At 57.1% G+C, this 25,199-nt stretch carries 36 protein-coding genes; 33 read left to right on the forward strand and 3 right to left on the reverse strand.

Annotated elements, in window-relative coordinates; all coding sequences use genetic code 11:
* Positions 1–105: 105 nt before the first annotated feature.
* Both SynSYN20_RS06470 and SynSYN20_RS06475 read left to right on the forward strand, forming a co-directional pair.
* Entirely contained in the window at positions 106–399 is a 294-nt protein-coding gene (locus SynSYN20_RS06470; RefSeq protein ID WP_186525205.1) for a hypothetical protein, read from the forward strand.
* Between the two features lie 347 nt (positions 400–746).
* Positions 747–1,034, forward strand: coding sequence for a hypothetical protein (locus SynSYN20_RS06475; protein WP_186525206.1), 288 nt, complete (start codon positions 747–749; stop codon positions 1,032–1,034).
* A 473-nt stretch (positions 1,035–1,507) separates the two neighbouring features.
* Here SynSYN20_RS06475 and SynSYN20_RS06480 read toward each other — a convergent pair whose 3' ends face one another.
* From SynSYN20_RS06480 to SynSYN20_RS06490, 3 genes are all read right to left on the reverse strand, one after another.
* Positions 1,508–2,452: a recombinase RecT gene (locus SynSYN20_RS06480; protein WP_186525207.1), complete on the reverse strand. Its 945-nt coding sequence runs from the start codon at positions 2,450–2,452 to the stop codon at positions 1,508–1,510.
* A gap of 69 nt (positions 2,453–2,521) precedes the next feature.
* A complete protein-coding gene (locus tag SynSYN20_RS06485; protein WP_186525208.1) occupies positions 2,522–3,037 on the reverse strand; it encodes a hypothetical protein in 516 nt (171 codons plus the stop codon).
* A 77-nt stretch (positions 3,038–3,114) separates the two neighbouring features.
* A complete protein-coding gene (locus tag SynSYN20_RS06490; protein ID WP_186525209.1) occupies positions 3,115–3,858 on the reverse strand; it encodes a hypothetical protein in 744 nt (247 codons plus the stop codon).
* Positions 3,859–4,035: 177 nt separating this feature from the next.
* Here SynSYN20_RS06490 and SynSYN20_RS14365 point away from each other — a divergent pair, with 177 nt between their 5' ends.
* The 31 genes from SynSYN20_RS14365 (at position 4,036) to SynSYN20_RS06635 (ending at position 25,195) form a co-directional block, all read left to right on the forward strand.
* Complete coding sequence (locus SynSYN20_RS14365; protein WP_222929761.1) at positions 4,036–4,215, forward strand: helix-turn-helix domain-containing protein; 180 nt, start codon at positions 4,036–4,038, stop codon at positions 4,213–4,215.
* A gap of 47 nt (positions 4,216–4,262) precedes the next feature.
* Positions 4,263–5,159 (forward strand): hypothetical protein, encoded by an 897-nt coding sequence (locus tag SynSYN20_RS06495; RefSeq protein WP_186525210.1) that lies wholly within the window; start codon positions 4,263–4,265, stop codon positions 5,157–5,159.
* Positions 5,160–5,162: 3 nt separating this feature from the next.
* Positions 5,163–6,761, forward strand: a complete 1,599-nt coding sequence (locus SynSYN20_RS06500) for a DnaB-like helicase C-terminal domain-containing protein (protein WP_186525211.1) — start codon at positions 5,163–5,165, stop codon at positions 6,759–6,761.
* The gene (locus tag SynSYN20_RS06505; RefSeq protein WP_186525212.1) at positions 6,761–8,281 is read left to right on the forward strand and encodes a DNA primase; all 1,521 of its coding nucleotides are present in this window, start codon (positions 6,761–6,763) and stop codon (positions 8,279–8,281) included. The genes SynSYN20_RS06500 and SynSYN20_RS06505 overlap by 1 nt, the downstream gene beginning before the upstream one ends.
* A 23-nt stretch (positions 8,282–8,304) precedes the next feature.
* On the forward strand, positions 8,305–8,688 hold the full coding sequence (locus SynSYN20_RS06510; RefSeq protein ID WP_186525213.1) for a hypothetical protein: 384 nt from the start codon (positions 8,305–8,307) through the stop codon (positions 8,686–8,688).
* The gene (locus tag SynSYN20_RS06515; protein WP_186525214.1) at positions 8,688–8,837 is read left to right on the forward strand and encodes a hypothetical protein; all 150 of its coding nucleotides are present in this window, start codon (positions 8,688–8,690) and stop codon (positions 8,835–8,837) included. Before SynSYN20_RS06510 ends, SynSYN20_RS06515 begins: the two co-directional genes overlap by 1 nt.
* Positions 8,821–9,324, forward strand: a complete 504-nt coding sequence (locus SynSYN20_RS06520; RefSeq protein WP_186525215.1) for a dCTP deaminase — start codon at positions 8,821–8,823, stop codon at positions 9,322–9,324. The genes SynSYN20_RS06515 and SynSYN20_RS06520 overlap by 17 nt, the downstream gene beginning before the upstream one ends.
* 33 nt (positions 9,325–9,357) lie before the next feature.
* On the forward strand, positions 9,358–9,597 hold the full coding sequence (locus SynSYN20_RS06525) for a hypothetical protein (RefSeq protein ID WP_186525216.1): 240 nt from the start codon (positions 9,358–9,360) through the stop codon (positions 9,595–9,597).
* Entirely contained in the window at positions 9,594–9,740 is a 147-nt protein-coding gene (locus SynSYN20_RS06530) for a hypothetical protein (RefSeq protein ID WP_186525217.1), read from the forward strand. The genes SynSYN20_RS06525 and SynSYN20_RS06530 overlap by 4 nt, the downstream gene beginning before the upstream one ends.
* A gap of 21 nt (positions 9,741–9,761) precedes the next feature.
* Entirely contained in the window at positions 9,762–10,646 is an 885-nt protein-coding gene (locus tag SynSYN20_RS06535; RefSeq protein WP_186525218.1) for a sigma-70 family RNA polymerase sigma factor, read from the forward strand.
* A 37-nt stretch (positions 10,647–10,683) separates the two neighbouring features.
* A complete protein-coding gene (locus SynSYN20_RS06540) occupies positions 10,684–11,085 on the forward strand; it encodes a single-stranded DNA-binding protein (RefSeq protein WP_186525219.1) in 402 nt (133 codons plus the stop codon).
* A gap of 34 nt (positions 11,086–11,119) precedes the next feature.
* Positions 11,120–11,512: a hypothetical protein gene (locus SynSYN20_RS06545; RefSeq protein WP_186525220.1), complete on the forward strand. Its 393-nt coding sequence runs from the start codon at positions 11,120–11,122 to the stop codon at positions 11,510–11,512.
* Positions 11,509–11,718, forward strand: a complete 210-nt coding sequence (locus tag SynSYN20_RS06550; protein ID WP_186525221.1) for a hypothetical protein — start codon at positions 11,509–11,511, stop codon at positions 11,716–11,718. The genes SynSYN20_RS06545 and SynSYN20_RS06550 overlap by 4 nt, the downstream gene beginning before the upstream one ends.
* Positions 11,719–11,721: 3 nt before the next feature.
* The gene (locus SynSYN20_RS06555) at positions 11,722–12,510 is read left to right on the forward strand and encodes a hypothetical protein (protein ID WP_186525222.1); all 789 of its coding nucleotides are present in this window, start codon (positions 11,722–11,724) and stop codon (positions 12,508–12,510) included.
* 54 nt (positions 12,511–12,564) lie between these two features.
* Positions 12,565–12,963, forward strand: a complete 399-nt coding sequence (locus SynSYN20_RS06560) for a RusA family crossover junction endodeoxyribonuclease (RefSeq protein ID WP_186525223.1) — start codon at positions 12,565–12,567, stop codon at positions 12,961–12,963.
* A gap of 266 nt (positions 12,964–13,229) precedes the next feature.
* Positions 13,230–13,712: a hypothetical protein gene (locus tag SynSYN20_RS06565; RefSeq protein WP_186525224.1), complete on the forward strand. Its 483-nt coding sequence runs from the start codon at positions 13,230–13,232 to the stop codon at positions 13,710–13,712.
* Between the two features lie 32 nt (positions 13,713–13,744).
* Positions 13,745–14,695 (forward strand): PD-(D/E)XK nuclease-like domain-containing protein, encoded by a 951-nt coding sequence (locus SynSYN20_RS06570; RefSeq protein WP_186525225.1) that lies wholly within the window; start codon positions 13,745–13,747, stop codon positions 14,693–14,695.
* The gene (locus SynSYN20_RS06575) at positions 14,695–15,180 is read left to right on the forward strand and encodes a hypothetical protein (protein ID WP_186525226.1); all 486 of its coding nucleotides are present in this window, start codon (positions 14,695–14,697) and stop codon (positions 15,178–15,180) included. The genes SynSYN20_RS06570 and SynSYN20_RS06575 overlap by 1 nt, the downstream gene beginning before the upstream one ends.
* A 45-nt stretch (positions 15,181–15,225) precedes the next feature.
* Positions 15,226–15,396 (forward strand): hypothetical protein, encoded by a 171-nt coding sequence (locus tag SynSYN20_RS06580; protein WP_186525227.1) that lies wholly within the window; start codon positions 15,226–15,228, stop codon positions 15,394–15,396.
* Positions 15,396–16,040: an FAD-dependent thymidylate synthase gene (gene thyX, locus SynSYN20_RS06585; protein WP_186525228.1), complete on the forward strand. Its 645-nt coding sequence runs from the start codon at positions 15,396–15,398 to the stop codon at positions 16,038–16,040. Before SynSYN20_RS06580 ends, thyX begins: the two co-directional genes overlap by 1 nt.
* 170 nt (positions 16,041–16,210) lie before the next feature.
* On the forward strand, positions 16,211–16,369 hold the full coding sequence (locus SynSYN20_RS06590) for a hypothetical protein (protein ID WP_186525229.1): 159 nt from the start codon (positions 16,211–16,213) through the stop codon (positions 16,367–16,369).
* Between the two features lies 1 nt (position 16,370).
* Positions 16,371–16,538: a hypothetical protein gene (locus tag SynSYN20_RS06595; RefSeq protein ID WP_186525230.1), complete on the forward strand. Its 168-nt coding sequence runs from the start codon at positions 16,371–16,373 to the stop codon at positions 16,536–16,538.
* A gap of 66 nt (positions 16,539–16,604) precedes the next feature.
* Positions 16,605–17,126, forward strand: a complete 522-nt coding sequence (locus tag SynSYN20_RS06600; RefSeq protein WP_186525231.1) for a hypothetical protein — start codon at positions 16,605–16,607, stop codon at positions 17,124–17,126.
* The gene (gene terL / locus SynSYN20_RS06605; RefSeq protein WP_186525232.1) at positions 17,123–18,670 is read left to right on the forward strand and encodes a phage terminase large subunit; all 1,548 of its coding nucleotides are present in this window, start codon (positions 17,123–17,125) and stop codon (positions 18,668–18,670) included. The genes SynSYN20_RS06600 and terL overlap by 4 nt, the downstream gene beginning before the upstream one ends.
* 62 nt (positions 18,671–18,732) lie before the next feature.
* Complete coding sequence (locus SynSYN20_RS06610; RefSeq protein ID WP_222929762.1) at positions 18,733–19,527, forward strand: sigma factor; 795 nt, start codon at positions 18,733–18,735, stop codon at positions 19,525–19,527.
* 49 nt (positions 19,528–19,576) lie between these two features.
* Positions 19,577–19,705 (forward strand): hypothetical protein, encoded by a 129-nt coding sequence (locus tag SynSYN20_RS14475; RefSeq protein WP_255476397.1) that lies wholly within the window; start codon positions 19,577–19,579, stop codon positions 19,703–19,705.
* Between the two features lie 3 nt (positions 19,706–19,708).
* Complete coding sequence (locus SynSYN20_RS06615) at positions 19,709–21,145, forward strand: hypothetical protein (RefSeq protein WP_186525233.1); 1,437 nt, start codon at positions 19,709–19,711, stop codon at positions 21,143–21,145.
* A 424-nt stretch (positions 21,146–21,569) separates the two neighbouring features.
* Positions 21,570–21,836 carry a hypothetical protein gene (locus SynSYN20_RS06620; RefSeq protein ID WP_186525234.1) on the forward strand — a complete coding sequence of 89 codons (267 nt, stop codon included), beginning with the start codon at positions 21,570–21,572 and terminating at the stop codon, positions 21,834–21,836.
* Between the two features lie 5 nt (positions 21,837–21,841).
* Positions 21,842–22,135 carry a hypothetical protein gene (locus SynSYN20_RS06625; protein WP_186525235.1) on the forward strand — a complete coding sequence of 98 codons (294 nt, stop codon included), beginning with the start codon at positions 21,842–21,844 and terminating at the stop codon, positions 22,133–22,135.
* Between the two features lie 74 nt (positions 22,136–22,209).
* Positions 22,210–24,813, forward strand: a complete 2,604-nt coding sequence (gene nrdJ / locus SynSYN20_RS06630; protein ID WP_255476398.1) for a ribonucleoside-triphosphate reductase, adenosylcobalamin-dependent — start codon at positions 22,210–22,212, stop codon at positions 24,811–24,813.
* Between the two features lie 76 nt (positions 24,814–24,889).
* Positions 24,890–25,195 (forward strand): hypothetical protein, encoded by a 306-nt coding sequence (locus SynSYN20_RS06635; RefSeq protein WP_186525236.1) that lies wholly within the window; start codon positions 24,890–24,892, stop codon positions 25,193–25,195.
* Positions 25,196–25,199 lie beyond the last annotated feature (4 nt).

Consider the following 25,199-nt stretch of genomic DNA (forward strand, 5'->3'; position numbering starts at 1 on the left):
GGTCCGACTTCTAGTTACATCTTTTAATTTATCACGCTCTCCCCTTGCTTGCGGCCGGCTTGAATCGCAGAGAGCACTCTGCTGATGGAGTCCTAAAATCAAAGAATGATGGATCAACCAATGTCTTGGGATCAGGCCTTATTGCGGAAATTCAGCAGTACAGGTCACTTCCGACTTTTAAATCAAGTTCGCAGCGAGCTCAAAAGTCAGCCACTGAACCGTGACGCTCAGACCAGAAAGCTCACGCTTCAGGCAAGGCCTCACCATGGACAATCTGTACGACAACAGCGGCGGCCAAATCCTGTTCCAGAAGATCAACCAATTTTGACGCTTGAGGAAACGACGAAGGACAATCCAACATCATTCAGAGATCGACTGAATGCGATCGAAATGCGTTGAAAATCAGTCGAACAAATCGGTTTAATGAAGACAAAAAATGGCTCGGGGGAGACTTGAACTCCCGACCTTGGGGTTATGAATGATAGTATCACACCCTTGAAACAAGGCTATGACTGGCCTGCTCAAAACAGGTGTACCTGCATCTGTACCTGCCCCCTCCCCATCTCGCCGGGGTGTGGCCTCTTATTTCGAGTGTTCCGAGATCTGATGTGCCACTGCTGTGCCAGTGGGTTGCGGCGTTCGTAGTGCTCTGAGGCCTTCAAGATTTCGACGCTTGTTTCTTGACCTGCTGATCAGCTGCTCTGAAGCGTCCCCTCGGAAGGCTTCATCGAACCGCGATTGATTCCATGGCTCGAGGTGGAGACAAGCACCGCAGAAGGCAGCGTCAAAAGAAACTTCTCGAGCAACAGATTGCTGAATACCAACCACGTCCCGATCATGAAGATGGGCCCAGTGGTGGTCAGTTTTATGTCCTGAATATGGAGACGGGAGAAAAGACTCCTGGCCTCAATCTGAAAGAGGCAAAAGCTCTATGGCGCCAACTTCCAAAAGCGATGTATCTCGAGATGGAGAACTACACGCCAGGTCGTGCACCTCTGCAGGCCAAGTTTGATGCTGGTCGCATACCTGACTAGATCCTTTTTGCAGCTCGTCGGGTAACTCACCCGAAGGTCAAACCTGCCCGTCGGGTAACTCGCACGAAGGTCTTTCCTGCTCGTCGGGTAACTCACCCGAAGGTCGGGAGTTCACTCCTGTCGGGTTGTGATTGATGTCTTAGCGTCGAATGTTCGCTTCTTGCTTGGTGTCTACTGAACGCAGCTTTCAAGGGGACTGGGTCGACACAACGGTGATGTGTGAATTGCTTTGCTGCCATAGGAGGACCCTCTACAGGCTTAAGCAGGCCGGCTACTTGTCCGAGGGCAGGCACTGCAGAAAGAAGAATCCGCTAGCTCCCAGAGGTGAATTTGTTTGGCATCGAACCCGCGTGTTGATCAAGATGGGGGCTCAATAGATTCCGCATGGGCAACAAAAAACCCGCCCTGTGAAGAGCGGGTCCGTTCCCAACAACCAGGCCGACTACCGACCTGAGACAAGCTACGAGTCGTCCTTAAATCGCAACCCCAGTAGTGGTTCGGCCAGCGTTTAGGTGTGCAACTTTCTCCTCGTTCTTAAGAGCAGGGAGAGCTTTTGCAGCGGAGCTGGATGTGATTTCTCCACCACACTGTTTCTCAAGCGTGGACCAACCGTCGACGGTCAGACCGGACAAACGTGCCTGCTTATAAAGAGCACCGATTGCTCCCTTCAGATCTGTCCGCTCTGGCAGATCGTCAGACACCTTGGCATCCACCGCAGGGACCGTCTCCGTCTTCACCGGTTCCGGAGTAGAGACCGAAGGCGCTTCCTTCATCTCCGTCTCCACCTCCTTCCCCGCGAACGCTTCCTTGATCGCGTTCTGTGCGGCGGCCATCTTCTGACCTTCCTCTGGGTCGGCTTTGGTCACCTTCTTTTCGCTTTTCGGTGCGGGTGATGAAGCCTCGGGGCGAGTGAAGCCAGCTTGGTCCATCTCCTCCTGGGCATACAAGCCACCAAGCAGATCGGAGAAACCGAGACGAAGTGCAGCGGCCAGGGCGACCTTGCGGATCATCGTCGATGGCATTTTCTGCCAGAGGTTGCTTCCTTTGTAGTCATCGAAGCGTGCGGCAGAAGTGAAACCGCGAGAACAACCGCGGCGATACACGGTCACGGCGCAAGCAGCTGGTGGTGCCTTCGGCAGCCAGACCGGAGTGCTGTTTGCTTCAGCGTCGTAGAAGATAACATCGACGCCATCGAGTTGAGCGGCCACCACTTTGAGCATCCCGTTGATGCTGGTGATGAAGGTTGCGCGGTTTCCTTTGGGGATCGCGTAGAGCTCGTTGTTCAGTGGATCAAGGCCCCGACTGATGGCCATGTGCTCGAGCAGAGCGAGATTGGCGGCGTCCAGGCCCTTGCCAACAGTTGCTGCGACCAGCTTCTTGGTGTGGTCGTCCCACCTTGCAGATGCTTCAGGACTCATAAGTTGGGGAGGCTGAGTGTGCCCCCCAAGCTACGAGGTGTCAAAACGTGAATCCTGATTCGTGTTACCTCAAACCACGCCCCAGGTGTTCTGCTTTTTTTCGAACCTCTGCACGGTGCTCATCGCGGTTCTGAATTCAGGCATGTCCCGAACGTCGCGTGAGTTTTGAGCGCAGGTGGTGATCAACTGCTCGAACGCTTCAGGTTCCTCGGCGTCGTACCAGTAGTTCATGTCGTGAATGTGGGGCTCGTTGCGCATGTGCATCGCGACCCGATGTCTTCCTTTGGCTCCAAACACCCGTGTGGCCAGTTGTTCTGCCAGTGTTGCCTGAAGACTCAACGGGTCGATGTAGCAGTCGATGTTCTGTGGAACGGGGCGAAAAAGCCGGCGCTGCTCATCGACTGGTTCCCAGCACTTGATGTCAAAGCCGTGGCTGACCATTGCTGTTGACGAATCGATCAGCTCGATTCTCCCGACGTTGGCCATGTCCTCTGTGAGGAACATGCAGTCCCAGCTCCGAGTGCGCAAAAGGCTTTCGATGTCTGCATCAGTTGCAAGGGTTGCAAGCAGGAGTTCGACAGTCATGATAAGAAATTGATAGAAGAAAGATACGAGTAAGAACTAGAACAGGTGTTGCGCAAGGGAGAAGGCCCTCCCAGGCATCAGCCGATCGCTGTGACGACGGCTTCAGGGTTGCGCTTCTTGCCATCAAGAGCTTCGAGCGCAGTGCAGATGTTGCCGATTTCAGCGGTCACTTCATCAGGAGTGAATTCCTCGAGGTGAGCAGCTGCAGAGATCATCCGAGTGGCCTGGGCTGCGCTGAGCTTCTTAGTGAAGATCGACTTGGCTGAACTGAAGTCTTTGCCGGAATCGCGGATCACAGTTTCGATGAATGTGCCGAGCTGGGCTGCGACTTTTGAGAAGTCTTGGCTTTCAGAGGCACCGCCGACAACGCCGGGAACTTTGATGTATCCGAGATAGAGCTCCATCCAGCCGCCTTGAGTCAGGGGCTCGTTGGTGCGTGGGTCGATGATTGGCTCAGCGTCCTTGAGCATCTCTTCGATGCGTGCGGTCAGCGTTGATGTGCCAAGGGTTTTGAGAACTGCTTTTTCGTTCTTGTAGGCCCAGGTTGCAAGGTTGATCGCGCCGAGGGCGTCGATTGTCTTGACTCCGAGCATCCGCATCCGGCCGTTGCGAATGTGGCTGATCTGACTGGTGTGAAGTGCACCTTCCTCAGAGAGGGCCCAGCTGGCCAGCTCCTCAAGGTTTGGGTGGCTCCAATTGTTTCGGCTCAGCCAGTAAACAAGAACTGCGGACGTGTGTGTCTTCCCAAAGTCACGTCGAGCCGCGTTATCCATAAGGACCTGGGAGCGATCGAGGGTGCTTGGGATGGTTGCAGTAGTCATGGGGGGTGGGTTCAGTGAGCAGGTTGTCGATGCCGTGGCTTCGAGTTGATCGGTTCGACCCCTCTGTCATACATCGGACAGGTCGAGGTGTCAATCATCTGGTTAGGCGAACAGGGTTGATCGTCTGTTTTGATACACAGCGAAACAGGAAGAATTGGTGAGTACACATTGAGATCAATGCCTGGCCGAGCGGGAGATGTGACAACGAACAGGCACCGGCCAAGCGTTCGCGAACGGGTCTTGAAGCTTGTTGACCAGGGTTTTTCAGCTGAAGAGATCGGCAGGCGGATGAAAGGCTTGATCGATCGAACAACAATTCAGCTTTGGGTCAAAGCACATCGAGGAGGTGACGAGTAGGTCGTCATCAGGACTCATAGCTTGTCCTGTTCCAACTCCAACACGGCATGACCCGAAAGGTCTTGAACATCAGTCTTGATCAGATCGCTTGGATCATCCAGGCCCTCGGATGCAAGTCCAACGAGGCGCTTCGCCTCCTGCAGCTCTACGGATACCTCGAGCACATCGTCTCGGAAGGCAACGCTGTCTGCTTTAAGCAGACCGTCTATCACAAGAAAACTGGCTTCACTCGCGACACCATCCGCCGAGATCTTGCGACCTTGTCGGCTCGGCGCTGGATCGAGGTTTTTACGACTGCAAACGGCACGTCTGTCGAGGTGCATGACATCCCCTTCGATGAGGCGCCAGTGAAGAGCAGCTCTTCGGTGACGAGTAGGTCGTCGGTGACGAGAGAGTCTTCGCTAGGTGACGAGCAGGTCTCCACTGAGGTGACGACTGAGTCTTCAACAGATAAGAAGGCTTTTAAGAAACCTCCTTCGGAGGAGAAGAAGGCACCAACCCCTTCTCTCAAGGAAGAACTCATCTCTGCCTGGAACTCACACAAGCCAAAGGTCTGGCCGACGATGAAAGGGATCTCCCCTTCTCGTGAGCGTTCGATCAAAGCTCTCGGCGGTTACCGGGAAGTGATCGATCTGTTGCCCTCCTCGTTGGCCGGCGCCAAGGCGACCCGGTTCTGGAACAGCAAGCCCATGACCTGGGAGAACCTGATCGGCAGCGGCACGACACCAAAGGGGCATCTGCACTCGCTGGCGGAAGTTGTTCCTTCAGCTGGTCTGGGTTCGAACTCCAACAACGCCCCGTACCCTGTGGAGCACGAGGACTTCTTTGCGCCTGATCCAAAGACCGGCGACATGCGACCCAAGCATGGCTTCGCAAGTCCAGAGGATCGCAAGGCAGCCGAAGAGTCCGCCCGCGCCTTCTACACCCAACTCCAGGAGGGCTGATCCATGACCGACCAGATCCAAGACCAGGTTCTTTCGGCAGTCGATGAGCTGATCGCCGAAGGAACTTTCGTGAATGGCCCCGAGGGCCTCAGCCTTGCCGACGAGCAGGCCACCCTCGACTCGCTGGATGATCGCCGCGAAGAGCGCAAGGCCAGCCAGATCGACACCGATGACTCCAGCGATCAGGAACGCCTGATCCTTGGATTCACTCTCAATGGTGAGAAGGACAACGGCCCGATCTGGGCGAAGTTCCGCCAAGCGCTTGGCTTACGTCCTGACCAGACCGTTCCTGAGAGCATCTGGTCTGAGGGCACCCACCACCGCCTCGCTGAGGAGATCGATGCGATCTTCCGCGGAAACCGTGACGTCCGGACCTTGAACGGCCGGACCTTGATCGAGAGCTACAAGCTCCGGGTCGAGCGTGATCAAGCTCACGGCTCGGTGCAGGCTCTTTCACAGATGGTGGTTGAGCTTCGCGAAGAAGCAGGCAGCTTCGTCGAGAACGACATGCTGATCGCAATCGAGCTTTTGCAATCAAGCAGAGCCCGCTCGATCTTGAAGCTCGCCAACCGGAACCTCGAGAACGCCCTCCGCCGGGATCGCAATGTCGAGACCGTTGTGCAGGACATGCAGCGCACCATCGAGAGCGCCAAGTCCTTGGTCGCTGGTCGCTTGGGTGAGGACATCGAGCTGAGCAGCTTTGCCTCGATCCAGGACGAGCTCGCTGACGCCATGACTGCAGTGAAAGATCTGCCGATCTCCACCGGCATCGTCGCTCTGGACATGGATCTTCAGGGAGGTGTTCAGCCGAGCGATACGGGGAAGCTCAACGTGATCGGCGCGAGAACCGGAGTCGGCAAAACGACGCTCGGAGCCGCTGCAGCGATGGGCCTCACTCTTAACGGCGGAAACACCTTGTTCTTGTCGACTGAGCTGAACACCCGCGAAATCGGTGCCCGTTGCCTGAGCCACTACGCCTACCACCGGAACTTCATGCAGTGCCGCTCTTGGGTTCTCGAGGGACGCGGGAAGAAGCGGGAGATCCCGCAGGGCTACGAGGAAATGATGCAGCAGTGGACCACTGAAAAGCAGGACGGAACGATCGGCGACATCAACTTCAGGGCGATGTTCCACGCATCAGCAGAGGACATGGTCGACGCGATGTATGCAGCCAAGGCGAAGAACCCCCGCCTGAGTTCTGTATTCCTGGATCACTTCCATGCCCTGCGCCCTTCAAAGGGATACAGCAACCGCTCCCAGGAGATGGAAGCCCGCATCCTTTTCCTTCATCAAGCGGCGAAAGCTTGCCATGTGGATCTGTTCTTGATGGCGCAGCTAAACCGTGACGCCTGCCTGGCGAACAAGCCAAGCATCGAGCACATCAATGGCACCGATGCGATCGGTCAGTTGGCAACAGCTGCCTGGTTGCTCGAGTTCCCGAAAAGAGAAGAGGGTGTCGCCTTCAATCCCGGCGTCCTCGATTGCTTCCACGGCAAGTTCCGCAACGGCCAGCGAATTGGAGACGACTTCGTCAATCACGAACAGTCGATCCTCCAGATCAACCGCGAGTACATCACCATCACTTCAGAGGCTCACGTCTGATGAGACTTCACCAAAACACGATCGACCAAGTCCGGGATCGCGCTCAGATCCTCGATCAGTTTTCACAGGAGAACCTCAAGAAGGTGGGCTATGAGTTCGCCTCCAAGTGCCCCTGGCACGACGATCGTCGCCCCAGCCTCAGCATCAGCCCGCAGAAAAACTTCGCTTATTGCCACGTCTGCGCTCGAGGCGTGGATGCCATCGGCTGGGTTCAGGACCGCCAAGGCCTGAGCTTCTCCGAGGCTGTGATGAACCTGGCGGGCCAGTACAACATCGAGGTCCAGGCCGCTGACGAGGAGGACGCCAAGAAGTTCGAGGAAGAACGTCTTGAGAGAGCTTCCTTGTTTCGCCAGCGCGAACAGCAGCAAGAGCAATTCAGCGAGCGGATCTGGGATTCACCAGGCCTCGAGTATTTGCTCGGCCGTGAGTTGACAGCTGAGACGATCGAGGAATGGGGCATCGGCTTCAACGGAAATCGGGTGATGTTTCCTCTTTGTGATCCTCAAGGCCGGACCGTTGGCTTCACTGGCCGGGTCCTGGATGACTCCAAGCCCAAGTACAAGAACTCTCAGAACGACGCGATCTACCAGAAGGCCAACCTTGTCTTCGGTTTGCACAAGGCACGCGAGCGGATCATGGCCACCAGCCAGGTGGTCATCACCGAGGGCCAGTTCGACGTGGTCCGTCTCTGGCAAGAAGACGTGCGCAATGTGATCGCGGTGTCTGGTTCCTCCCTGACCAGGGGCATGATCGAGAACCTGGTCCGCACCACCCGCGTGACTCAGGTCGTCCTCTGCTTCGACGGAGATCTTGGCGGGCAGAAGGCCGCCGAACGTGCGATCAACGAACTGCAGGAGTTCGCCCTTCGTGGTGAGCTGGATCTGCGGATCCTGGTGATGCCTGACACCCTCGACCCCGCTGACTGCGCTGAGGTTTTCCCCTTCCTTCTTGAGGAGGCGGTCTCCTGGGTGGAGTACATGTTCGAGCGTGCGGTCGAGAAGATCGACCTGACTGACCCGTATGCGATCACCACCGCAGAGCGTGGAGTCAAGCGAATCCTCCAGATCCTCCCGAAAGGCGGACTTCGCGAGTGGGTGCAGCGCAGGGCTAAAGAGGTCCTGAAGGCCATCCCTGACGTGAAGCCGGCCAAGGTTCAGACCCAGAAGCAGATCGACAGGTGTTCCTGGGCTGAGCGTCGTGCGATCCGTCTCTATTTGATGGATCAGGGGTGCAGGCCTGCTCTTGCTGAGATCAGCTACACGGACCCGAGGATGCAGCAAGCCTGGAAGATCATCGAAGTCCTGGAGGGAATGGGGCAAGACCGGATGCTGCGTATGGCATTCGCTGCGGTGATCCAGAAGCTCGAGCGTGATCTCTCTGATGAGCTGTCTTCGCTGTGCAACCCGATCAAGGAGGTCGCCCGCGTGATCGAGGCGAACCCCGTGAATGAACTGGAGGGAGCGATGGCCGTCCTGCTTTCCGAATGCTGTTCGAGTTCGAACCCTGACCAAGACCGGTAGCCTATCCCATTCGAGGAGGACTCGTGCGGACCAAAATCTTCCACGCCATTGGCTGGATCTCTGCCCGTCACATGGCCCACTTCGATGCTCAGAAAGTTCTGACAGCCAAAATCGGCGCCTTTTTCATGAAGGCCGCTGATCCCACCTGTTTCGAGTACTACGAGGCAGTGATGGTCCAAGGGCCGGAGCTTCAAGAGTTGAAAGCGCTTGATGCTGCGCTCGACATCAAGGAGCTGGCCAAGGGCCAGGGGGGCTGGGCCAACCACCACGGGATTGGCCTCGACATGGTGTCCGGTGTGCTGATCGAGCAACACGGCTGGGACCCAGAAGATGTTCAGGACTTCGTGGACGACCTGACCGATGGCTTCTTCGCCTTCGGAGATACCGATTCCGACGAGCTCGACTGATGCAGCGCACGTTTTGCCTGGGCCTGTGGAATCCCGCAGGTGCCAAGACCACTGAATTCAAGACCAAAGAAGAGCGCGAAGCGGCTCGCAAAGCTGCCACCGACGCTGGCTACATCTGTTGGGAGGTGGGCGATGTCAACACTCGTTGACCACCAGATCAGGAACCTGGCCCGTTCGGCTGACGCGATCCAGCCCTACAGCGAGGAGCAACTCAACCCCGCCAGCTACAACCTCCGAATTGGAACCAAGGGAATCATCGAGACCCCCCGCGGGAGGCGAACTGTTGATCTGACCAATGGCTTCAAGGTCGTTCCCGGTGGCTGGATCCTCACTGATGTGGAGGAGTTGATCTCCATTCCTTCAGACGTCGAGGCACAGGTGATCCTTCGCAGTTCCGCCGCCAGGCGTGGATGGGACCACGCTCTCGCTGGCTATGTCGACCCCGGCTACGAAGGCCGGCTCACCCTCGAGTTCGTGAACTGCTTGAAGTACGAGCACCTGACCATTCAGACCGGGATGCAGATGGTGCAGCTCAAGCTCTCAGGGCTCGATGCTCTCCCTGAGCGCGACTACAGCCTCACTGGCAGGTACTCAGGAGCGACCGAAGTCGAGGACTGTAAGGATTCAACCCTTTGATTCTGAAAGTTGCATGAGATGGGCGTGGTGTTGTTGACACCGCGTCTTTTTTATTGCTACGTTCTGTTTGTTCGTGATCGTATCGTGATCACACCACATCCACTCAAAGCCATGAACAACCTTTTCTTTGTTTGTCTCCTTGGTATCTGGACGTTCGGATTCGGAGCCGGCATTGCTGCCGTCAGCAAGGTTGAGTCGAAAGCTCAGCTGATCGTCGACAGTCGCGTCGCCCAGTACTGCGAGGCAGGGCTCCTCGAGTTCTGCGATCGATGAGCGAACACCCAGTCGATTGTCGAGGTGTGCGGCTGAACCCCAATTGTCGGCGTTCGGAAAACATCTACGTCCAGATCGCCAAGCACCGGGCGAAGCAGGGCAAGACCACCAAGCAACTCATCCAGGACGTCCTGGACAACTGATCACTTTCTTCTTTTTCTTCAATGGCAACCGACTCACTTTCCTGCTGGCTTGATGCGGCAGGTCGCTTTCCACTACTCACCACTCCTCAGGTCATTCAGCTTTCTCGTTTGATCCAGGAACCAACGACACGTGAAAAAGTTCGCGTGCGAGCCATTGATCGTTTGATCTGCTGCAACCTCCGGTTGGTCGCAAAGATCTGGCGCTCGCAGTTCGCCTACGTGAAGCCAAGCGAGGCTCGTGTGACCGATCTGCTTCAAGAAGGAACGATTGGTCTCCGTCGTGCTGCTGAGAAGTACGACTATCGGACCGGCTACACCTTTGCGACCTACGCCATCAACTGGATCCGCAAGGAGATGTTCGCCTATCTGCGCGACCGCGACCGCAACATCCGCATCAGCGCTGACTGCTTCGCTGTTGTGAACACTGCTCGCAAGTTCGTCAGTCATGAACTGGCTCGCACAGGTCAGCGTCCCTCTATGGAGGCCATCGCCGCCAAGGTGAAGAAGCCCTTGAACACAGTCGACTTCTTCTTTGAGCGCTACCTCACCACCAGCAACAGCAGCTTGAACCGACCAACCGTCGTCAAGGGCGATGACGTTGGCCAGTTGCAGGACATCATCATGGGCCGTGCTGACTACGACCTGGAGATGGACGCAAAGGGCGAGAAGCTCCGCCAGATCCTCGAGATCCTGATGGATTCCGCAGGGTTTGAGGACAAAGACAGGGCGCTGGTTATTGCCCGCAACTGCCAAGGCGAAAACCCCCGCACCTATGCCTCCATCGGTCGCGATTGGGGTATGAACCCGGCTTATGCAAGGAACCACCACGAACGTTTGATCAAGCGCTTGACCAAGGCGGCTGCAGCCTCGGATATGTGCATGACTCGTATCTTGGAGAAGGTCTAACAACGACCTGTTCTAGTTCTTACACTGATTTCTTTTCATGGCTTCTATCTCCATCGCTGGCAAAGTCACTCGCGCTCCTGAGATCAAGTTCTTCGACTCAGGTTCACAGCTGTGCACCTTCAGCGTTATCGACAAGGAGTACGTCCGCCCCGCTAAGGGGCAGGACGAAGCTGCTGGCCAGTTCTATGACGTTCAGGTCTGGGGCAAGTACGCCGAGATCATCAGTGATCGAGTCGTCAAAGGGTCACGCGTTGCTGTTCACGGCAAGGCCGTCTGGGAGGAGTACACGAACAAGTCGGGAGAGAAACGCAAGGTTCTCCGCGTCAACGATCCCAACGTGACCTTCCTCGACAACAAGGAAGAGGCCGAAGCCCTCAAGGCTGCAGCTGGTGGCGGTGGCTCGTTCGGAGCACCGTCTACCGAAGAGATTCCTTTCTGATCAACCTGTACGAGTTAGAACACGGACACCCCTCATGATCGACGAGTGCACCCTTCAACATCTCGGCGGCTGTCTTGGAGCAGTCGCCTTTGATGACCAACCCCGCGTCACCCCCGGCCGAGTTCGTCCCTTTATCTGGGCCTACTTACTGCTCCGCGGCGCTGTCCGCAGACACGAGGTCGTTGGTGCACTCAGCGGTCACGTTCGCGACGAAGACATCCGGGTCGAGGACGACCCCCTTGATCGCTCAACGCTGGAAGTAACTGTCGACGACTGCCTGGCCAACTTGGTTCTGGCGAATGTCCTCCGCTTCAACGGCGATCTTTACGTTCTCAAGCCGGAAGCTCTCGCCAGAACGGTTTCCCTGGTCACTCAGCTCGACGCTCAGCTTCCAGATCACCTGCTCCACGACCTAGCTGGTCGATGAGCAAGAAGACCGAACAGCAGCGCCTCGAAATGCCTGCCCATCCCATGCCTGTCTTCAGGCGCAACCAAGACGTGAAGGTCTTTATGGGTGCCGGTTGGGCCAAGGGCACTGTCAATCAGTCAGATCGCGACGGCTGCACGGTTTATCTGTCTCAGCTCCGAAAAACCACCCGCGTCCGTGATGCGCGGAACATCATTTCTCTCTGAACCATGAACAACGCACGCCGCGATGCTGAATGGTTGGCCTTCAACCGCCCTTCTGCAAGCCCTGCCCCCACTCCCACCCGCTCAGCGATCGTCAGCACCTGCAACGACATCCGCGATTTGCTGCTTGAGAAGAATCAGAAGTACGGGGATTCGGCTCTCAACCCCCAGCGCGTTTTCTCAGGCGCAGACCCCATCGAACAGATCAAGGTCCGCATCGACGACAAGCTCTCCAGGATCCAGACCACCGGATTCTCCGCCGCCGATGAAGACACACTCCAAGACCTCATTGGTTACTTGGTCCTTCTGAAGATTGCCCTCTCGAGATCCCCCGAGCCCATGGACCTCACCCGCACCCGCGAGCAGCTCCAGGACATGGTCGCGATGACCTTTGCTTCTGACTCGGCTCCAACCATCGATGAAGCATTCGACCAGGACGAGGCTGAGTTCTTGGCGATGGGGGAAAAGTTCCGCATTCCCTCTTCCGTGATCCCTGGTCCGGACTGTGAAACCTATGTCCCTTTTGAAATGCGTCCGGAGGATATGTGGGAGGAGTATCAGGAGGACGTCTGGGAAGCAGAGCGCTCGCACTTCGCCGGCAACTACGCCGGTCCGCTGTACGCCCCGCACCCTGAGATCAAGAAGGACCTCAGCAAGTTTGAGCCCCACGAGATCTATGAAACTCACTACGTGGACGGCGCGATCCTCGGAACACAGAAGAACGGAGACGTCCGGATCCTTGGGACCTACAACCTCTACGACGAGATCAAGAAGGCTTCTCCGCTTGATCTGTAGCTGTACGAGTTAGAACAGGGATCGGAAGCCTCGGCTATTGCCGGGGCTTTTTTCATGGCTGAGATCAACTTTCGGCTCGACATGCCTTTGAAGTCCAAGGCAAGGCCAAGACTTGGCAAGGGTCGAGCATTCCTTCCAGCGGATTACAGGGAATGGAAGAACGCCACGCGTGATCACTTGAAGCAGTACTGGGTCGACTTCGATCTCGAGACCCTCGAGCAATTTGAACTGCATGTTGAGGCTCATGGGCCTGGTCGCTGTGATGCCGACAATTTGATTGGAGCCCTGTTGGACGCTGGGCTTCCATGCAAGAAGACGGGATGGCGTGGTGCTTGGAAAGACGATCGCGTCACCGTGATTCCTTACATCAGTTTTCGCTGGATCAGAGACAAGGAGCAGTACTGGGACATTCGAATTGTCCTGTTAAGCGATAAACGCATAAGTAAGGACTGATCCCCCAGATGGGGGAGATGTTGTTGCTTGTCAATCCCCCAAATGGGGGAGTGAAACCAAAGCGATGAGAACCATTCCCACGACTGGGATCCCCGTTTTAGTGAGAACTATCTGAGTCTGTATCTTCCTATACCAAATCTGTGTGTAAAAGGTTCGAACACCTATTGACACCACGTCGACGAGGAGAGACAGTATGTACACGAGGGCACAAGCTCCCACCCAAACCCAAGTCTCTGAAACCCATGTTCGATCTAGCACTGCTTGTCATGACCGATGCGAGAGGGATTGAGCGCATCGAAGCAGAAACCTTCGAGATGCCAGCCATGGCACTCCGGCCAGACCAAACAGAAGCGACTCAGATCCTGTTTCTCGAAATGGGCTCTGACACCATCGAAAACGTTGCTTTGCTCCACGCTGGGCAGCCCTTCATCGCAATGCCTGACGGCAGTTTCACTCCGAACGTTGTCGAGTTCATGCCTTTGATGGAGCCAATTGAGATCTCCTCCTCAGCCTTGAACCACACGTGGGTTCTTGATTGCGTTCCCACGCTCAACATCGAAGCCGTGAACATTGACCCCGATGAGCTTGAGACCTCGGTGGACTACTTGGCCGGCCAGATCGTGGATGAGGTGATCGTCAACCGCCGAAGCTTTAACCACGAGATGGTCAAGCGTGGGTTGCTTCAAGCGGAGTTCTCCTCTTTCGACTCGACACGGCAAGCAATGGAGGCTCTTGTTCACCGCTCGTAGCTTGTTTTTGACACCACGTCTGTCAGAGGCTCATGCAGCTCGAGGGATTAGCTCCAAACGCACCAAGGGTCGCGTTCTATCAACCAGACCCCGACTACAGAAGGACCGAGGGACTCAGTCAGTCAGCCATGAAGGAGCTGCTGAAGTCCCCGGCTCACTACATGTCCGCCTATGGCCCCAATGCTGAACCGCGGTTTGCAACTGCGGCGATGACTTGGGGACTGGCTCTCCATGCACGGGTCCTCGAACCCGAGAAATTTGACAATCTCTTCTACGACCGGAGCAGCAAGGCCAAGGAGCCAACGGTCCAGGAGCTGAAGGACATGCTCGACGAGTCGCAGGTCGAGTATCCAAAGAGCGCCAAGAAGGCCGACCTTGAGTTGCTGCTCTGGCCTGAGGGCAAGAAGAAGGACAGCAGGACCTCGATGGATCCGACCGACTTCGGGAACGTCATCCGCGCAGCTGAAACGCTTCGCACCCACGACATCACTGGTGAGTGGTTTTGCCCTGGCAATGAGGGATATCGGGAGTTCAACGAAGTTTCGGCCTACATCAAGAACGAAAACGGTCAGACCCTGAAAGGTCGGTTCGATCGTTTGCTGCTGGATGAGGCGGGCAAAAAGGTCACGATCCTCGATCTCAAGACAACCCAGTCCGCTGAGTTGAAGGACTTCCAAAAGTCCTGCGTCAACTTCTCCTACGACCTTCAAGCCGCCTGGTACACGAACCTCGCGCAGCGTTGCTGGCCAGGCTTCGAGGTCGAGTTCTTGTTCTGCGCGATCGAGAAAAAGCCTCCGTTTGGTATCAGCGTTTTCCGCGCTTCTCCAAACTTGATCCTGAACGGGCAAAAAAAGATGGCGAAGGCTTTGGACCTATTCGCTCAATGCCAAGCCCTGGACTACTGGCCTGCCTATGACCCAATTGTTCACGATCTGGACCTTCCTGGTTGGGGCCTATACAGTCCTGAGGATCAGTCCTTCTAGTGACTTTGCCCAAAGGCAGGCCTACTACCAGCACCGAGCGGATGCGGCTTAAAAAGCTGCGTGACAAGGGCGAAGCTGCGCCCGTCAAGACCTGCTCGGTCTGCGGCCAGCGGCTGAAGAAAGGCGCGGGTGCTAACCGTGCCTACGACATGGGCCTTTGCTACACCCACTGGAGGCAGACCCCAGAAGGCAAGGCAGTCAGAAGAGCGAAGCAGATCAAGAGTGAGGTCTGGGGAATTTGGTACTACGGAGGAGAGCCGGCGGAGGGTTTCGCCAGCCTTCGCAAAGCGTTGACAGCATCAGTCCAGGTTGGTGCTGAGAACCACCCGGTCTTTGTGGTTTGGAGTGATGGCCGGGTGACCGTGCACTTCGCATTGACTCACCGAGCCTCGAGAGGCCTGGTCCCTGAGGAGGGTGACGAGATCGTGGACGGCTTTGAAGAGTTCAAAGAGCAAGTCCCCCAGAACCTCAAGACCTGGTTCTAAGTCGAACAGGGCCTCGTAGCTTGTGCCACACCGCACTGCTCCGACATGTTCGTGGTCATCGCAACCATCCGAGGCAAGAGGCCAGACATCTATGGCCCGTTTTCCTCGCCCCTGCAAGCAGCCGACTGGGCGCAGGAGCATTTCGAGGAAACTCAGCAGGCCTGTGAAATCCGGCCCCTGACCACCGCCATCGTCTACGGCGAAGAGGGTCTGTGATGCAGCGCGATATTCACACCGCTTCACTGATCTCGGTCACGCCTCACGCCGAGAAGCAGATCGCCTACTGCGCACGTGTCAGCAGCAAGAACCAGGAGAACGAATCGATCGCTGGTCTGCTCCGCTTCTGTATGCGTGAGGGGCACTTCTCGATTTTCGAGCAGGCTCACATGACGGTTCAGATCGAGACCACACCCGAGATCTCACGTCAGATCCTTCGCCACCACGACATGCGCTTCCAGGAATTTTCCCAGCGCTACCAGGACGTGTCCGAGCTTGGTGGCTGGGTGGTCCCGAACCTTCGCCGCCAAGACGACAAGAACAGGCAGTCATCCCATGACGACTTGGACCCTGAGTTCAAGCACTTGATGGAACGCAAGATCGAGACCCTTTATGGGCAAGCCTTCGATCTCTATGAGTACATGCTCAGCCAGGGCGTGGCCAAGGAGACAGCTCGTTCAATCCTGCCGATCGGCGGCACACGCACGAAGCTCTACGCGACAACCAATCTGCGCACCTGGATCTTCTATCTGAAGAACCGGACTCATGAGTCGACGCAACTCGAGCATCGCCTGGTGGCCAATGCCATCAAGGACATCTTCGAGGTGCAGTTCCCGACGATCTTCGAGGCCGCTTTCGGATGACCACGCTCTACGCCCTGGGGATCGGCTTCGTCTGCTGGTCTTTTTTCTCTTTCTTCCTGTTCGGGTTCTTATCGTGACACCAATCAGCTATTCGTTCGCGTTCATCTTGTCGGCCTTCATGGCTTTCGGTCTCGGCCTTTTTGTCCTCGCCCTGCTCTCCCCGTTTGGCTATGACCGCTGAATCTCAATCCAGCTTCTGGGTCAACCTGTTCAAGCGTCGGCCAGACCTGAAACCTCCGGGCTACGAAGAGACGGTCAGGGCCATGGGCTACGAGACCAAACCACCACTCGTAGCTTCCACAGAGGACGAATGTTCTATCGAGTTCTGAGATGACCAAGAGCCACCAGACCCAGATCAAGCTCACCCGCGAGGACATCCTCGGCATCATCGACGCTCTCCGATGCCAGGAGATCACCGGAGGAGCCGACGCCATCAACGGCTGGGACCCTGAACGATTCCTCAAGCGCCTCGACCGAGCACTTGACCGCCTCCCATAAGGGGGGCTTTTTTTTGTTCGGAAGCCTCAGGTGCAACTGGGAGTGATTCCCAACAGCACGAGATTCATGGCCGTTTACGACCACAACCAAGGCTTCGATACGAGCGGGAGATCCAGAGAGAGCCCCGAGGCCTATGGCTATTTCGTCACCTACATGGAGCTGGGCAGGAGCCGTTCCTATGGAAAGGTCGGCGAAATCGTCAGCACAACTGAAGGCAATATCCGCAAGTTCGCCAAGAAGTACAACTGGCGCGAACGCTGCGCCCAGTACGACGCCGATCAGGTGCGGGCCAACTTCGCCGACGCCAAAGCCGAGAGCCAGAAGAAGCACAAGGCTGCGATCAAGCGCTTCCGCGACGAGCAGATGAACCGCGCCCAGGGCATGGGCGATCTGGCCGATTTGATGATGGAGCTCACCGCCGAGAAGCTGATGGCGATGAGGGCTGCAGGCGAGCTGCCCAGCGAACAGAGCATCAGCAACCTGGCCAAGACCGTCGCCTCACTGGCTGACATGGCGATGAATCTCCAGGCCACCGGCCTCGGGATCGATGAACTGGTCGACACCCTGGAGACGGAGCTAGGGGAGTGAAGAAGGGACTCGGAACGAAGTTCCTGCGCAAGGGCAGCAGGGATCAACCGCTTGTCGCCGATGCTCGCGAGAAGAAACTCAAGACCACGGGAGCAAGCGTCACCAACCTCACCTTCAAGGAGTACATCCAGGTGGTGATGCCTTCGTTTCAGTTTTATCAGTGGAACGAGATCCTGATTGACCGCCTCCAGGAGGTGGCCGACGGGAAGATGAACCGGCTGCTGGTCCAGTGCCCTCCTCGCCACGGCAAGTCAGAGCTGGCAAAGCTTTTCGCGGGCTACTACCTGCTGAGGTATCAGAACCGATTCGTCGGCGTGTCCTCTTATTCGATGGACTTGGCTTCCACCTTCTCGCGTGCATCGAGGGCCTACTACGGAGACGCTGGTGGCAAGTTCAACCCTGCCTCTCAGTCCGTTCAGTTCTGGGAGACAGAGAAGAAAGGCGGCTGCTGGGCTGCAGGTTCAGGCGGCTCCATCACCGGCAAGGGCGCTCACCTGGCGATCCTTGATGACCCGGTGAAAGGCAGAGAGGAAGCGGAATCACCGGCTTACATCCGCAAGCTGCATGACTGGTATAAATCCACCCTCAGAACCAGGATCAACCCTGAAGGTGGCGCCATCGTGATCATCCAGACCCGTTGGTCGATGACCGATGCGATCGGCCTGGTGATGGATCTCGAGGAGAGCGCACCCTCTGAGTTCAGGGAGGGCTGGCACATGGTCGACTTTCCCGCTGAGTATGAGGAATGGGACTACCGGCCACACATCCCTGAGTGCATCACCGTCGAGGAGGACTTCCGGACGACCAAGGGCGAAGCACTCTGCCCTGAGCGCTACAACGAGCAGGCCCTGGGCCAGATCAAGGCATCGATCGGGAGCCGGGAGTACGGCTCGCTGTATCAGCAGAACCCGCAAGCAACCGACGCTGCAATCTTCAAGCCGAGCTGGTGGCAGTTCCGCGAGATGGATCCAGACGTGGCGAAGTGGCAGCGGATCATCCTTTCGGTTGACTGCGCCTTCACCGCCACAGCCAACAGCGACTTCGTGTCAATCGCCACCCTTGGTCAGCGCGAAGACGGCAGCTACGACGTGATCGATGTGATCAACGAGCGGCTGGATGTAGTCGACACCATGGCCGCCATCCGCGGAGCCGTGAACCGATGGAGGCCGTCTGCAGTTCTGATCGAAGCGGCAGCCAATGGCCACGCGGTGATCCAGATGATGAAGAAGAAGATCCCGAACATCATCCCGATCAAGCCCGACAAGTCAAAGATCGCCAGAGCTTCAGGCGCTGCTCCAATGATCGAGGCGGGAATGGTGTTCATGCCAATCACAGCTCACTGGCTGCGCTTTGTGCTCGATCAGTTCGCTGTTTTTCCCGTGGGCCGTAACGATGACTGCGTGGACAGCATCACCCAGGGCCTGAACTGGATGCGGGACCGGGAGCCAATGCGTCAGATCACCGCCACCTGGGGCCGGTCAAACCACGCCCGCACCGTGCTTCCTCCGGACCTTCAAACAAGGCAAGGGATCGGCTGGGCTTAACCTTCTAAGTTATCAGTGTTCGTATCACGACTGGTAGCTTGTCACAACTCTTAGTGGCATCTATGGGCGTGCGACCCCTTGGCTTCAAGCTCTCCAAGGCTCAGGCCCTTAAGGCACAGGAGAACATGAACCTGGCTCGCCGTGAGGCCTGGCGCTTCCAGCGTCGGACCGACATGACCTACGACGACCTGGAATCGGTTGCCTTCATCGGCCTGATGAAGGCCTGCTTCAAGTTCGACGTTGGCAGGGGCTGGAAGTTCTCCACCTATGCGGTGCCTGTGATCCGCGGGGAATTGCTGCACTACGTGCGCGATCACTCCTATTTGCTGAGGCTCTCTCACCGGATGCGTGAGAACTGGGTCAAGGGCAGGCGCTTCCTTGATCGAGGTCACACCGATCAGCAGGTCGCCGATGAGCTGAAGATCAAGCTCGCTGAGTGGCTCGACACCCGTCAGGCCTGCAGCGGTGCACCTCTTGAACTCAAGGAGAGCCTCCATGTTGCTGACAAGTCTTTGGAAGCCAAGGAGGACGACAGGCTCAGCCGCCTCGAGCTGGCCGTTCAGAAGTCCTGGTCACGAATGGGAGAGGTCTTCGCCAAGAACCTCGCTGCTCACTACCGTTTCGACCACCTGCTGAAGCCACACGCCGCAGACACCTTCGTCTCCAACTCCCTGGCCATTTACGACGGCCGGGATATTTGCTGGATGGACTACGGCTGCACGCCTGAAGCATCCCGCCCTACCTACGGGATCCAATCCGCCAGCGCCCAGGTGGATGACGCCGGGATCTTCGTGATCGAATCGCAGGATCTGGGCAACGGCAGAGAGCAGCGTTCTCTCTTTGAGGACTACCTGTAAGAGTTCGAACAGACAAGGGTAGCTTGTTCTGTCTCCAATCGCGGCCCTTATGGAGCCACTTTTCACCATCACGTCTTGGTCTCAAGGTCTCGCCCTCTATGGCGGGGCCTTTGCAGTGGGCGCCCTCTTCGCGGGAATTGCCATCGGCCTCGACACCTTGTCCAACCCTCGCCGCTGATTTATGGCTGCCTCTTCTAACCACCTCAAGCGATTGCACTCCCTGTTGCAGTCGGGCTTGTACGCAACAAAAGGGCTCGCTTTCGATGCTCTTGCCCTCGAATTCCCCGAGGTCATGGATGGCTATGGCACCCCGATGTCTGCCGAACAGAACACCCTTGCTAAGTACCGCAAGGCCTATCCCGAGGAATTCACCCCACGCCCTGGCGCTGGTGGTGAGCGCGACGATCCCGACTATCTAGACCAGCTCTTCCTCGATTCGATTGCTGAGGAGGTCGAGCACCCGCCCAGTCCTGTCGCTGAATGGACTCTTGAGGAGAAGCTCGATGCAGCTGACCTTGAGATCCAGGTTCAGAACGTCAGGTTGGCCAAGCAGCTCCAAGGACAGCGCGACAAGAACCGCATCGAGGCCAAGTCCTTCCGTGAGCACGCCCGCGTCGAAAACGCGATCGAGGCCTATGCCCGCGAGCTAACTGCAGCCGCCAAGGTGATGCAGGAGTACATGCCGGACTACACGGTCCGCACTGGCCCCCATGACTCTGACTCTGCCGTTGGCCTTGTTCACCTCAGCGACCTCCATTTCAACGAGCTGATCGACCAGGTCGACAATCACTACGACTTCGAAATCGCTGCCAAGCGCCTCCAGAAGCTCGCCTCTGTGGTCAAGTTGCAGGCCAAGGTCTTTGGCATCGAGAAGATCGTGATCTGCTTCGGCGGTGATCTGCTGAATTCAGATCGTCGCCTCGACGAACTCCTCTCCATGTCCACCAATCGGGCACGGGCAACCATCCTTGCGGTGCACATCCTGCGCCAGTTCGTGATGGATCTCCGCGAGGAGTTCTTTGTCGACTGCTTCGGGATCACCGGTAACGAAGGCAGGGCCAAGCAGGAACTCGGTTGGGGCGACCTCGCTGTCACCGACAACTACGACGCGATGATCTACGACATCCTCGGGTTTGTGATGGCCGGCGATAGAGGTCTTCGCTTCCACTCCCTGAAGGGCAACGAGCAGGTGTTCCAAGTCCACCAGGAGACCATCCTTCTGATCCATGGTCACCAGGTGAACGCCGACGATCAAAAGAAGGTCCAGGCGATCATCGGCCAGAAGTCAGCCTCCATTGGCCAGCGGATCACCCACATCCTGTGCGGACACATCCACGCTTCGAGGATTGGTGACTACATCAGCCGCAACGCTTCACTCGCTGGGGCTAACGCTTACAGCGGCCAAGCACTGCAGCTGGCTTCCAAGGCAGCTCAGAACTTTCACGTGGTCGACGCCGCTCACGGCGGGAGCATGTTCGGGCTGAAGGTTGATCTCCAGAACGTCGTGGGCATCGAGGGTTATCACATCATCGAAGAGCTCGAGGCCTACAACGCCAAGAGCCATGACAAGGCCCACCGCTCGACTCATCAGATCCAGCCGATTGTTGTTGTGATCTGATCCTGTTCGACTTGGAACAAGCAAGACACCAGGAGGCCTTCGGGCCTCTTTTTTGTGTCTGTTCGGAATCGAACAGGGACTCGTAGCTTGTCCTGTCGACGCATCTCACACCATGAAACGCACCTCAATCGGGCACGGCAGGCGCAAGCGCGGCTCCTACGGCAGGGGCAAGAAAAAGTACCGCGGCCAAGGACGTCGCTGATCTCTGAAAACCCCTCTCTTCACTTCCATGACTGCTCCCGGACAACGCACCAAAAAGGACTGCAGTTGCCCTCCCTCTTGCGCCTACTGCGCACAGACCGGCACCTGTACTTGCCCTGATGATCACGCCCCAGTCACTGAGCTCACTTTCGAGAGGAAGTTCGAGCGCTTCTGCGAGGAAAACGAAGGCGCCATCGAGTGCCGCATTTATGAGGACTGACCCATGAGCACTGAATTCACTCAAGACCCTTATGGGTATGAGGGCGTCGATGTCTACACATTTGACGTCAACTTCGACAAGAAGCTCGGCTTCGACGTCTCGGAATCCTCTTCTGCTTCGCAGACGCGACTCGACGGTGAATGGTTCGTCCTAGCCACGCCCGACGAGATCTTCGGCCCGTATGCCACGAAGGCAGAGGCTGAAGCCCTGCTCACAAAAGACCGCTTCAACTCTGACGAGTCGATGGTCTTTCAGCTCTCCTACCCCTGACGCCCATGTTCAAGCTCTACGCCATCGTCAACTACCAGACGTGCGGCTGGTGCAAGAAGTTCCGCCCGGTTTTGCAAAGCAACACCAGGGCCATGAACCCACGCAGCCAGGCCATGGTCGAGGAGGTTGATCTCTCGACACCAGCAGGTAAAGCCAAAGCATCCGAGCTGGGCTTCTCCGGAGGCATCCCTTGCTTGATCGCCACCAAGGGCGAAACACAGGTCTACAACAAGCCTGGCTATCAGGACGGCAAGGCATTCGCGCAGACCTTGTTCACCCTCTTCTCCACTTACGTCTAACCAGTACTGGTTCGAACACGTACACCGCCTCGGCCTAGCCGGGGCTTTCTTTTCCCAATTCCTTATCCCACCCGATGCAGATCGTTCTTATTTCAGCTCCAGACCGTTGCGAGCCATGCCGGGACATGGATGCGCGTATTCAGGAAGTTCTCGAACTCAAGCCCCTCACATCCGCTGGAATTCGCATCATCCACGCTGATCGTCAGGAAGCTGAGGCCGCTAAGTACAACGCCAAGGTCATCCCAACAATCCTTCTCGTAAACGAGGGAGAGGAGCTTTTCCGCGCCGAGGGCCGGATCACCTCTGTTTTGTTTGAGACCTTGGTCGATGCCGTCCTTTTGGGCACCTATGACCCCGAGGAATTCCGCGAGCACGCACCCTCGGGAAATGTGGTCTTCTATCGCACCTACAGCCGCCGCACCGAAAGCGATCAGCGCGAGACTTTCAAGGAAGCCATCCATCGCGTCGCCAAGGACATCAAGGAGCTTGGCCAGTTCACAGAAGATGAGGAAGCCCTTGTCCTGAAGCAGGCTTTGGGGCAGCACGCTCTCCCTTCAGGCCGTTGGCTTTGGGTTGGTGGCACCCAATGGATCAAGCAACAGGAGAATTTCTCCGGCGCCTACAACTGCACGAGCACCAACGTCGACAGCCTTGAAGCTTTCGGCCTGATGATGGAGCTCGCGATGATGGGCTCAGGCACAGGCGCCATCCTCGAGAAGGACATGGTGGCCAAGCTTCCCAAGATCCTGAACCGCCTCAAGATCACGAAGGTCACAGAGCTGGGCACAGATGGTGGTGACGCCGAAACCCGGATGATCGGGAAGTTCAACGAAGCAAGCGCACGAATCATCGTTGGCGACTCCCGCAAGGGATGGGTCTCTGCTTATCAGCGACTGATCGAACTGGCCTACGACCCGAATCTCAGAGCCAGGCTGAACAAGGACGGCAACGACTGCCTCAAGGTGATCATCGATCTCTCTCAGGTTCGCCCCGCTGGCCGCAAGCTCAAAGGCTTTGGCGGAACATCCAACCCCGTCAAGTTGGGCGACATGTTCAAGAAGGTGGCCTCGCTGCTCTCCCAGGCCCAGGGCCGCAAGCTCTCAGCCGTTGAGTGTTGCCTGCTGATCGATGAAGCGGCTGCCTGCATCGTGGCCGGCAATATCCGCAGGTCTGCAGGGATGCGTCAGTTCTCCTGGGATGACCTGGAGGCCAAGGACGCCAAAGACAACCTGTACACGCAGGACGCCAAGGGCAACTGGAAGGTGGACCCGATCAAGGAAAACCTGCGCATGGCGAATCACACCCGCTGCGCTCACACCAAACCAAGCCTCGAGGACGTCAAGGCTGCGGTGACCAAGCAGTTCTTCTCAGGAGAAGGCGCCATCCAGTACGTGCCCGAGGCCATCGCCAGGTCTTCCGCTGATCTCTTCGAGACACGCGACGACATGGAGGCATTCATGGAGATGTACGAGCAGGGCTATGGCAAGGACTTTCTCTGCTCCCTGATCGATGTCGAACGCCCCGACATGCACAAGGAAGAGAAGGAAGAAGAGTTGACCGATCGCTTGCAGCGCTATGGACTCAACCCTTGCGGTGAGATCCTTGGCCACGACTTCCACTGCAACCTGGCCGAGGTGCACCTCAACACCATCGACCCCCGCAACATCGACGCCCAGATCGAGGCCTTCCAAGCCGCAGGCCTACAGGTCGCAGCTCTTCTCCATCACGAGTTCGCCGTCGACCGTTATGCCTACAGCCGGATGATGGACCCCATCGTTGGCGTCAGTTTCACCGGCCTGTTCGATTTCTTCGTGCACGCCTTTGGTGAGCCTTGGCTCGCCTGGATGATGGCTGGCCGCCCCAATACTCAGGAGGGCTATGAGTTCATCGAGAAAGAGAAGGGCTATCTCGGCATCTGGCGCCGTGCTGTTCACACCACGGTCAAGGAGTACTGCGAGCGTCATGACCTGAAGGTGCCTAACCGCACGACAACAGTTCAGCCCGCAGGCACAAAGAGCCTCCTTACAGGAGCCTCCTCTGGCTGGCACCCTCCCAAAGCGCAGCGTTTCATCCGCCGGATCACTGTTGGGGCAAACGATCCCGTCGCCTTGGCTGCAATGGAGTACGGCTTCTCGGTGATTCCAGCTCAGAGCGCACGCGATGAGGAGGGCAACCTGCTCGACGACATCAACGATCCACGCTCGACCGAGTGGCTGATTGAGATCCCGACTGAGGTTTCATGGGCCAACATCCCAGGCGTTGATCAGCACGATCTGTCTCAGCTGTCAGCCGCGGCCCAGTTCGGTCTGTACATGTCAGTTCAGACCCACTACACCGAGCACAACACCTCAGCCACCATCGAGTTCCGTGAGCACGAGATCGACCAGCTGGCCGAACTCATCCATGGCCACATGGGCAAGGGCTACATCAGCGCCGCTTTGCTTGCGCGGTTTGACGCCAATGCCACCTTCCCCCGTCTTCCCTTTGAACCGATCAGCAAAGAGGTGTACGACGAGATGGTTGAGCGCGTCTCGATCCGTGGTGAGGGCTGCGAGGACTTCCACCAGGCCCTGGCCAAGCACGACAGCGCTGACTTCGAGCTGACAACCTCAGCTGCTTGCACGTCAGCCGCCTGCATCGCATCAGCGGACAGGGCAGAAGCAGAAGGCAAGGTTTGAAGCTGTTCTAGTTCGAACAGGGACTCGTAGTTTGTAGGGCTCGCGCAGGCGGGCCCTTTTTCTTTCCTATTCATTCATGAAAGCTCTTCTCCTTGTATCTGCTGGTTTGCTGCTTGGAGCACCTGCCATGGCTCTTGAAGTCGGTGTCCGTCACAGCCACGGATCCTCCTATTCCACCTTCGAAGGCCGCAGCGTCACCGACTCCCACGTCAATGGATCTGTGACTGAGCACTCCGTCTCTGGTGGTGGTGCTCGTTTGTTTGGTGGTTCAGGTGGTTTCCGCACCGTGACTGAGAACTACGGCTCAACAACGAACACTCGCGAACGTTTCTCTGGTGGTGCCAATAGCGGCTTCACCGAGTCCGCCACCTTCTCTCGCTGAGAAG

The organism is Synechococcus sp. SYN20 (assembly GCF_014279555.1).
Classification (GTDB): Bacteria; Cyanobacteriota; Cyanobacteriia; order PCC-6307; family Cyanobiaceae; genus Synechococcus_C.

What these genes read in the sequence shown, in the direction of transcription:
- SynSYN20_RS06470 (WP_186525205.1), top strand. Translation starts at nt 106, where the DNA reads ATGATGGATCAACCAATGTCTTGGGATCAGGCCTTATTGCGGAAATTC.
- SynSYN20_RS06475 (WP_186525206.1), top strand. Translation starts at nt 747, where the DNA reads ATGGCTCGAGGTGGAGACAAGCACCGCAGAAGGCAGCGTCAAAAGAAA.
- SynSYN20_RS06480 (WP_186525207.1), bottom strand. Translation starts at nt 2,452, where the DNA reads ATGAGTCCTGAAGCATCTGCAAGGTGGGACGACCACACCAAGAAGCTG.
- SynSYN20_RS06485 (WP_186525208.1), bottom strand. Translation starts at nt 3,037, where the DNA reads ATGACTGTCGAACTCCTGCTTGCAACCCTTGCAACTGATGCAGACATC.
- SynSYN20_RS06490 (WP_186525209.1), bottom strand. Translation starts at nt 3,858, where the DNA reads ATGACTACTGCAACCATCCCAAGCACCCTCGATCGCTCCCAGGTCCTT.
- SynSYN20_RS14365 (WP_222929761.1), top strand. Translation starts at nt 4,036, where the DNA reads ATGCCTGGCCGAGCGGGAGATGTGACAACGAACAGGCACCGGCCAAGC.
- SynSYN20_RS06495 (WP_186525210.1), top strand. Translation starts at nt 4,263, where the DNA reads ATGACCCGAAAGGTCTTGAACATCAGTCTTGATCAGATCGCTTGGATC.
- SynSYN20_RS06500 (WP_186525211.1), top strand. Translation starts at nt 5,163, where the DNA reads ATGACCGACCAGATCCAAGACCAGGTTCTTTCGGCAGTCGATGAGCTG.
- SynSYN20_RS06505 (WP_186525212.1), top strand. Translation starts at nt 6,761, where the DNA reads ATGAGACTTCACCAAAACACGATCGACCAAGTCCGGGATCGCGCTCAG.
- SynSYN20_RS06515 (WP_186525214.1), top strand. Translation starts at nt 8,688, where the DNA reads ATGCAGCGCACGTTTTGCCTGGGCCTGTGGAATCCCGCAGGTGCCAAG.
- SynSYN20_RS06520 (WP_186525215.1), top strand. Translation starts at nt 8,821, where the DNA reads ATGTCAACACTCGTTGACCACCAGATCAGGAACCTGGCCCGTTCGGCT.
- SynSYN20_RS06530 (WP_186525217.1), top strand. Translation starts at nt 9,594, where the DNA reads ATGAGCGAACACCCAGTCGATTGTCGAGGTGTGCGGCTGAACCCCAAT.
- SynSYN20_RS06535 (WP_186525218.1), top strand. Translation starts at nt 9,762, where the DNA reads ATGGCAACCGACTCACTTTCCTGCTGGCTTGATGCGGCAGGTCGCTTT.
- SynSYN20_RS06540 (WP_186525219.1), top strand. Translation starts at nt 10,684, where the DNA reads ATGGCTTCTATCTCCATCGCTGGCAAAGTCACTCGCGCTCCTGAGATC.
- SynSYN20_RS06545 (WP_186525220.1), top strand. Translation starts at nt 11,120, where the DNA reads ATGATCGACGAGTGCACCCTTCAACATCTCGGCGGCTGTCTTGGAGCA.
- SynSYN20_RS06550 (WP_186525221.1), top strand. Translation starts at nt 11,509, where the DNA reads ATGAGCAAGAAGACCGAACAGCAGCGCCTCGAAATGCCTGCCCATCCC.
- SynSYN20_RS06555 (WP_186525222.1), top strand. Translation starts at nt 11,722, where the DNA reads ATGAACAACGCACGCCGCGATGCTGAATGGTTGGCCTTCAACCGCCCT.
- SynSYN20_RS06560 (WP_186525223.1), top strand. Translation starts at nt 12,565, where the DNA reads ATGGCTGAGATCAACTTTCGGCTCGACATGCCTTTGAAGTCCAAGGCA.
- SynSYN20_RS06565 (WP_186525224.1), top strand. Translation starts at nt 13,230, where the DNA reads ATGACCGATGCGAGAGGGATTGAGCGCATCGAAGCAGAAACCTTCGAG.
- SynSYN20_RS06570 (WP_186525225.1), top strand. Translation starts at nt 13,745, where the DNA reads ATGCAGCTCGAGGGATTAGCTCCAAACGCACCAAGGGTCGCGTTCTAT.
- SynSYN20_RS06580 (WP_186525227.1), top strand. Translation starts at nt 15,226, where the DNA reads ATGTTCGTGGTCATCGCAACCATCCGAGGCAAGAGGCCAGACATCTAT.
- thyX (WP_186525228.1), top strand. Translation starts at nt 15,396, where the DNA reads ATGCAGCGCGATATTCACACCGCTTCACTGATCTCGGTCACGCCTCAC.
- SynSYN20_RS06590 (WP_186525229.1), top strand. Translation starts at nt 16,211, where the DNA reads ATGACCGCTGAATCTCAATCCAGCTTCTGGGTCAACCTGTTCAAGCGT.
- SynSYN20_RS06595 (WP_186525230.1), top strand. Translation starts at nt 16,371, where the DNA reads ATGACCAAGAGCCACCAGACCCAGATCAAGCTCACCCGCGAGGACATC.
- SynSYN20_RS06600 (WP_186525231.1), top strand. Translation starts at nt 16,605, where the DNA reads ATGGCCGTTTACGACCACAACCAAGGCTTCGATACGAGCGGGAGATCC.
- SynSYN20_RS06610 (WP_222929762.1), top strand. Translation starts at nt 18,733, where the DNA reads ATGGGCGTGCGACCCCTTGGCTTCAAGCTCTCCAAGGCTCAGGCCCTT.
- SynSYN20_RS14475 (WP_255476397.1), top strand. Translation starts at nt 19,577, where the DNA reads ATGGAGCCACTTTTCACCATCACGTCTTGGTCTCAAGGTCTCGCCCTC.
- SynSYN20_RS06615 (WP_186525233.1), top strand. Translation starts at nt 19,709, where the DNA reads ATGGCTGCCTCTTCTAACCACCTCAAGCGATTGCACTCCCTGTTGCAG.
- SynSYN20_RS06620 (WP_186525234.1), top strand. Translation starts at nt 21,570, where the DNA reads ATGAGCACTGAATTCACTCAAGACCCTTATGGGTATGAGGGCGTCGAT.
- SynSYN20_RS06625 (WP_186525235.1), top strand. Translation starts at nt 21,842, where the DNA reads ATGTTCAAGCTCTACGCCATCGTCAACTACCAGACGTGCGGCTGGTGC.
- nrdJ (WP_255476398.1), top strand. Translation starts at nt 22,210, where the DNA reads ATGCAGATCGTTCTTATTTCAGCTCCAGACCGTTGCGAGCCATGCCGG.
- SynSYN20_RS06635 (WP_186525236.1), top strand. Translation starts at nt 24,890, where the DNA reads ATGAAAGCTCTTCTCCTTGTATCTGCTGGTTTGCTGCTTGGAGCACCT.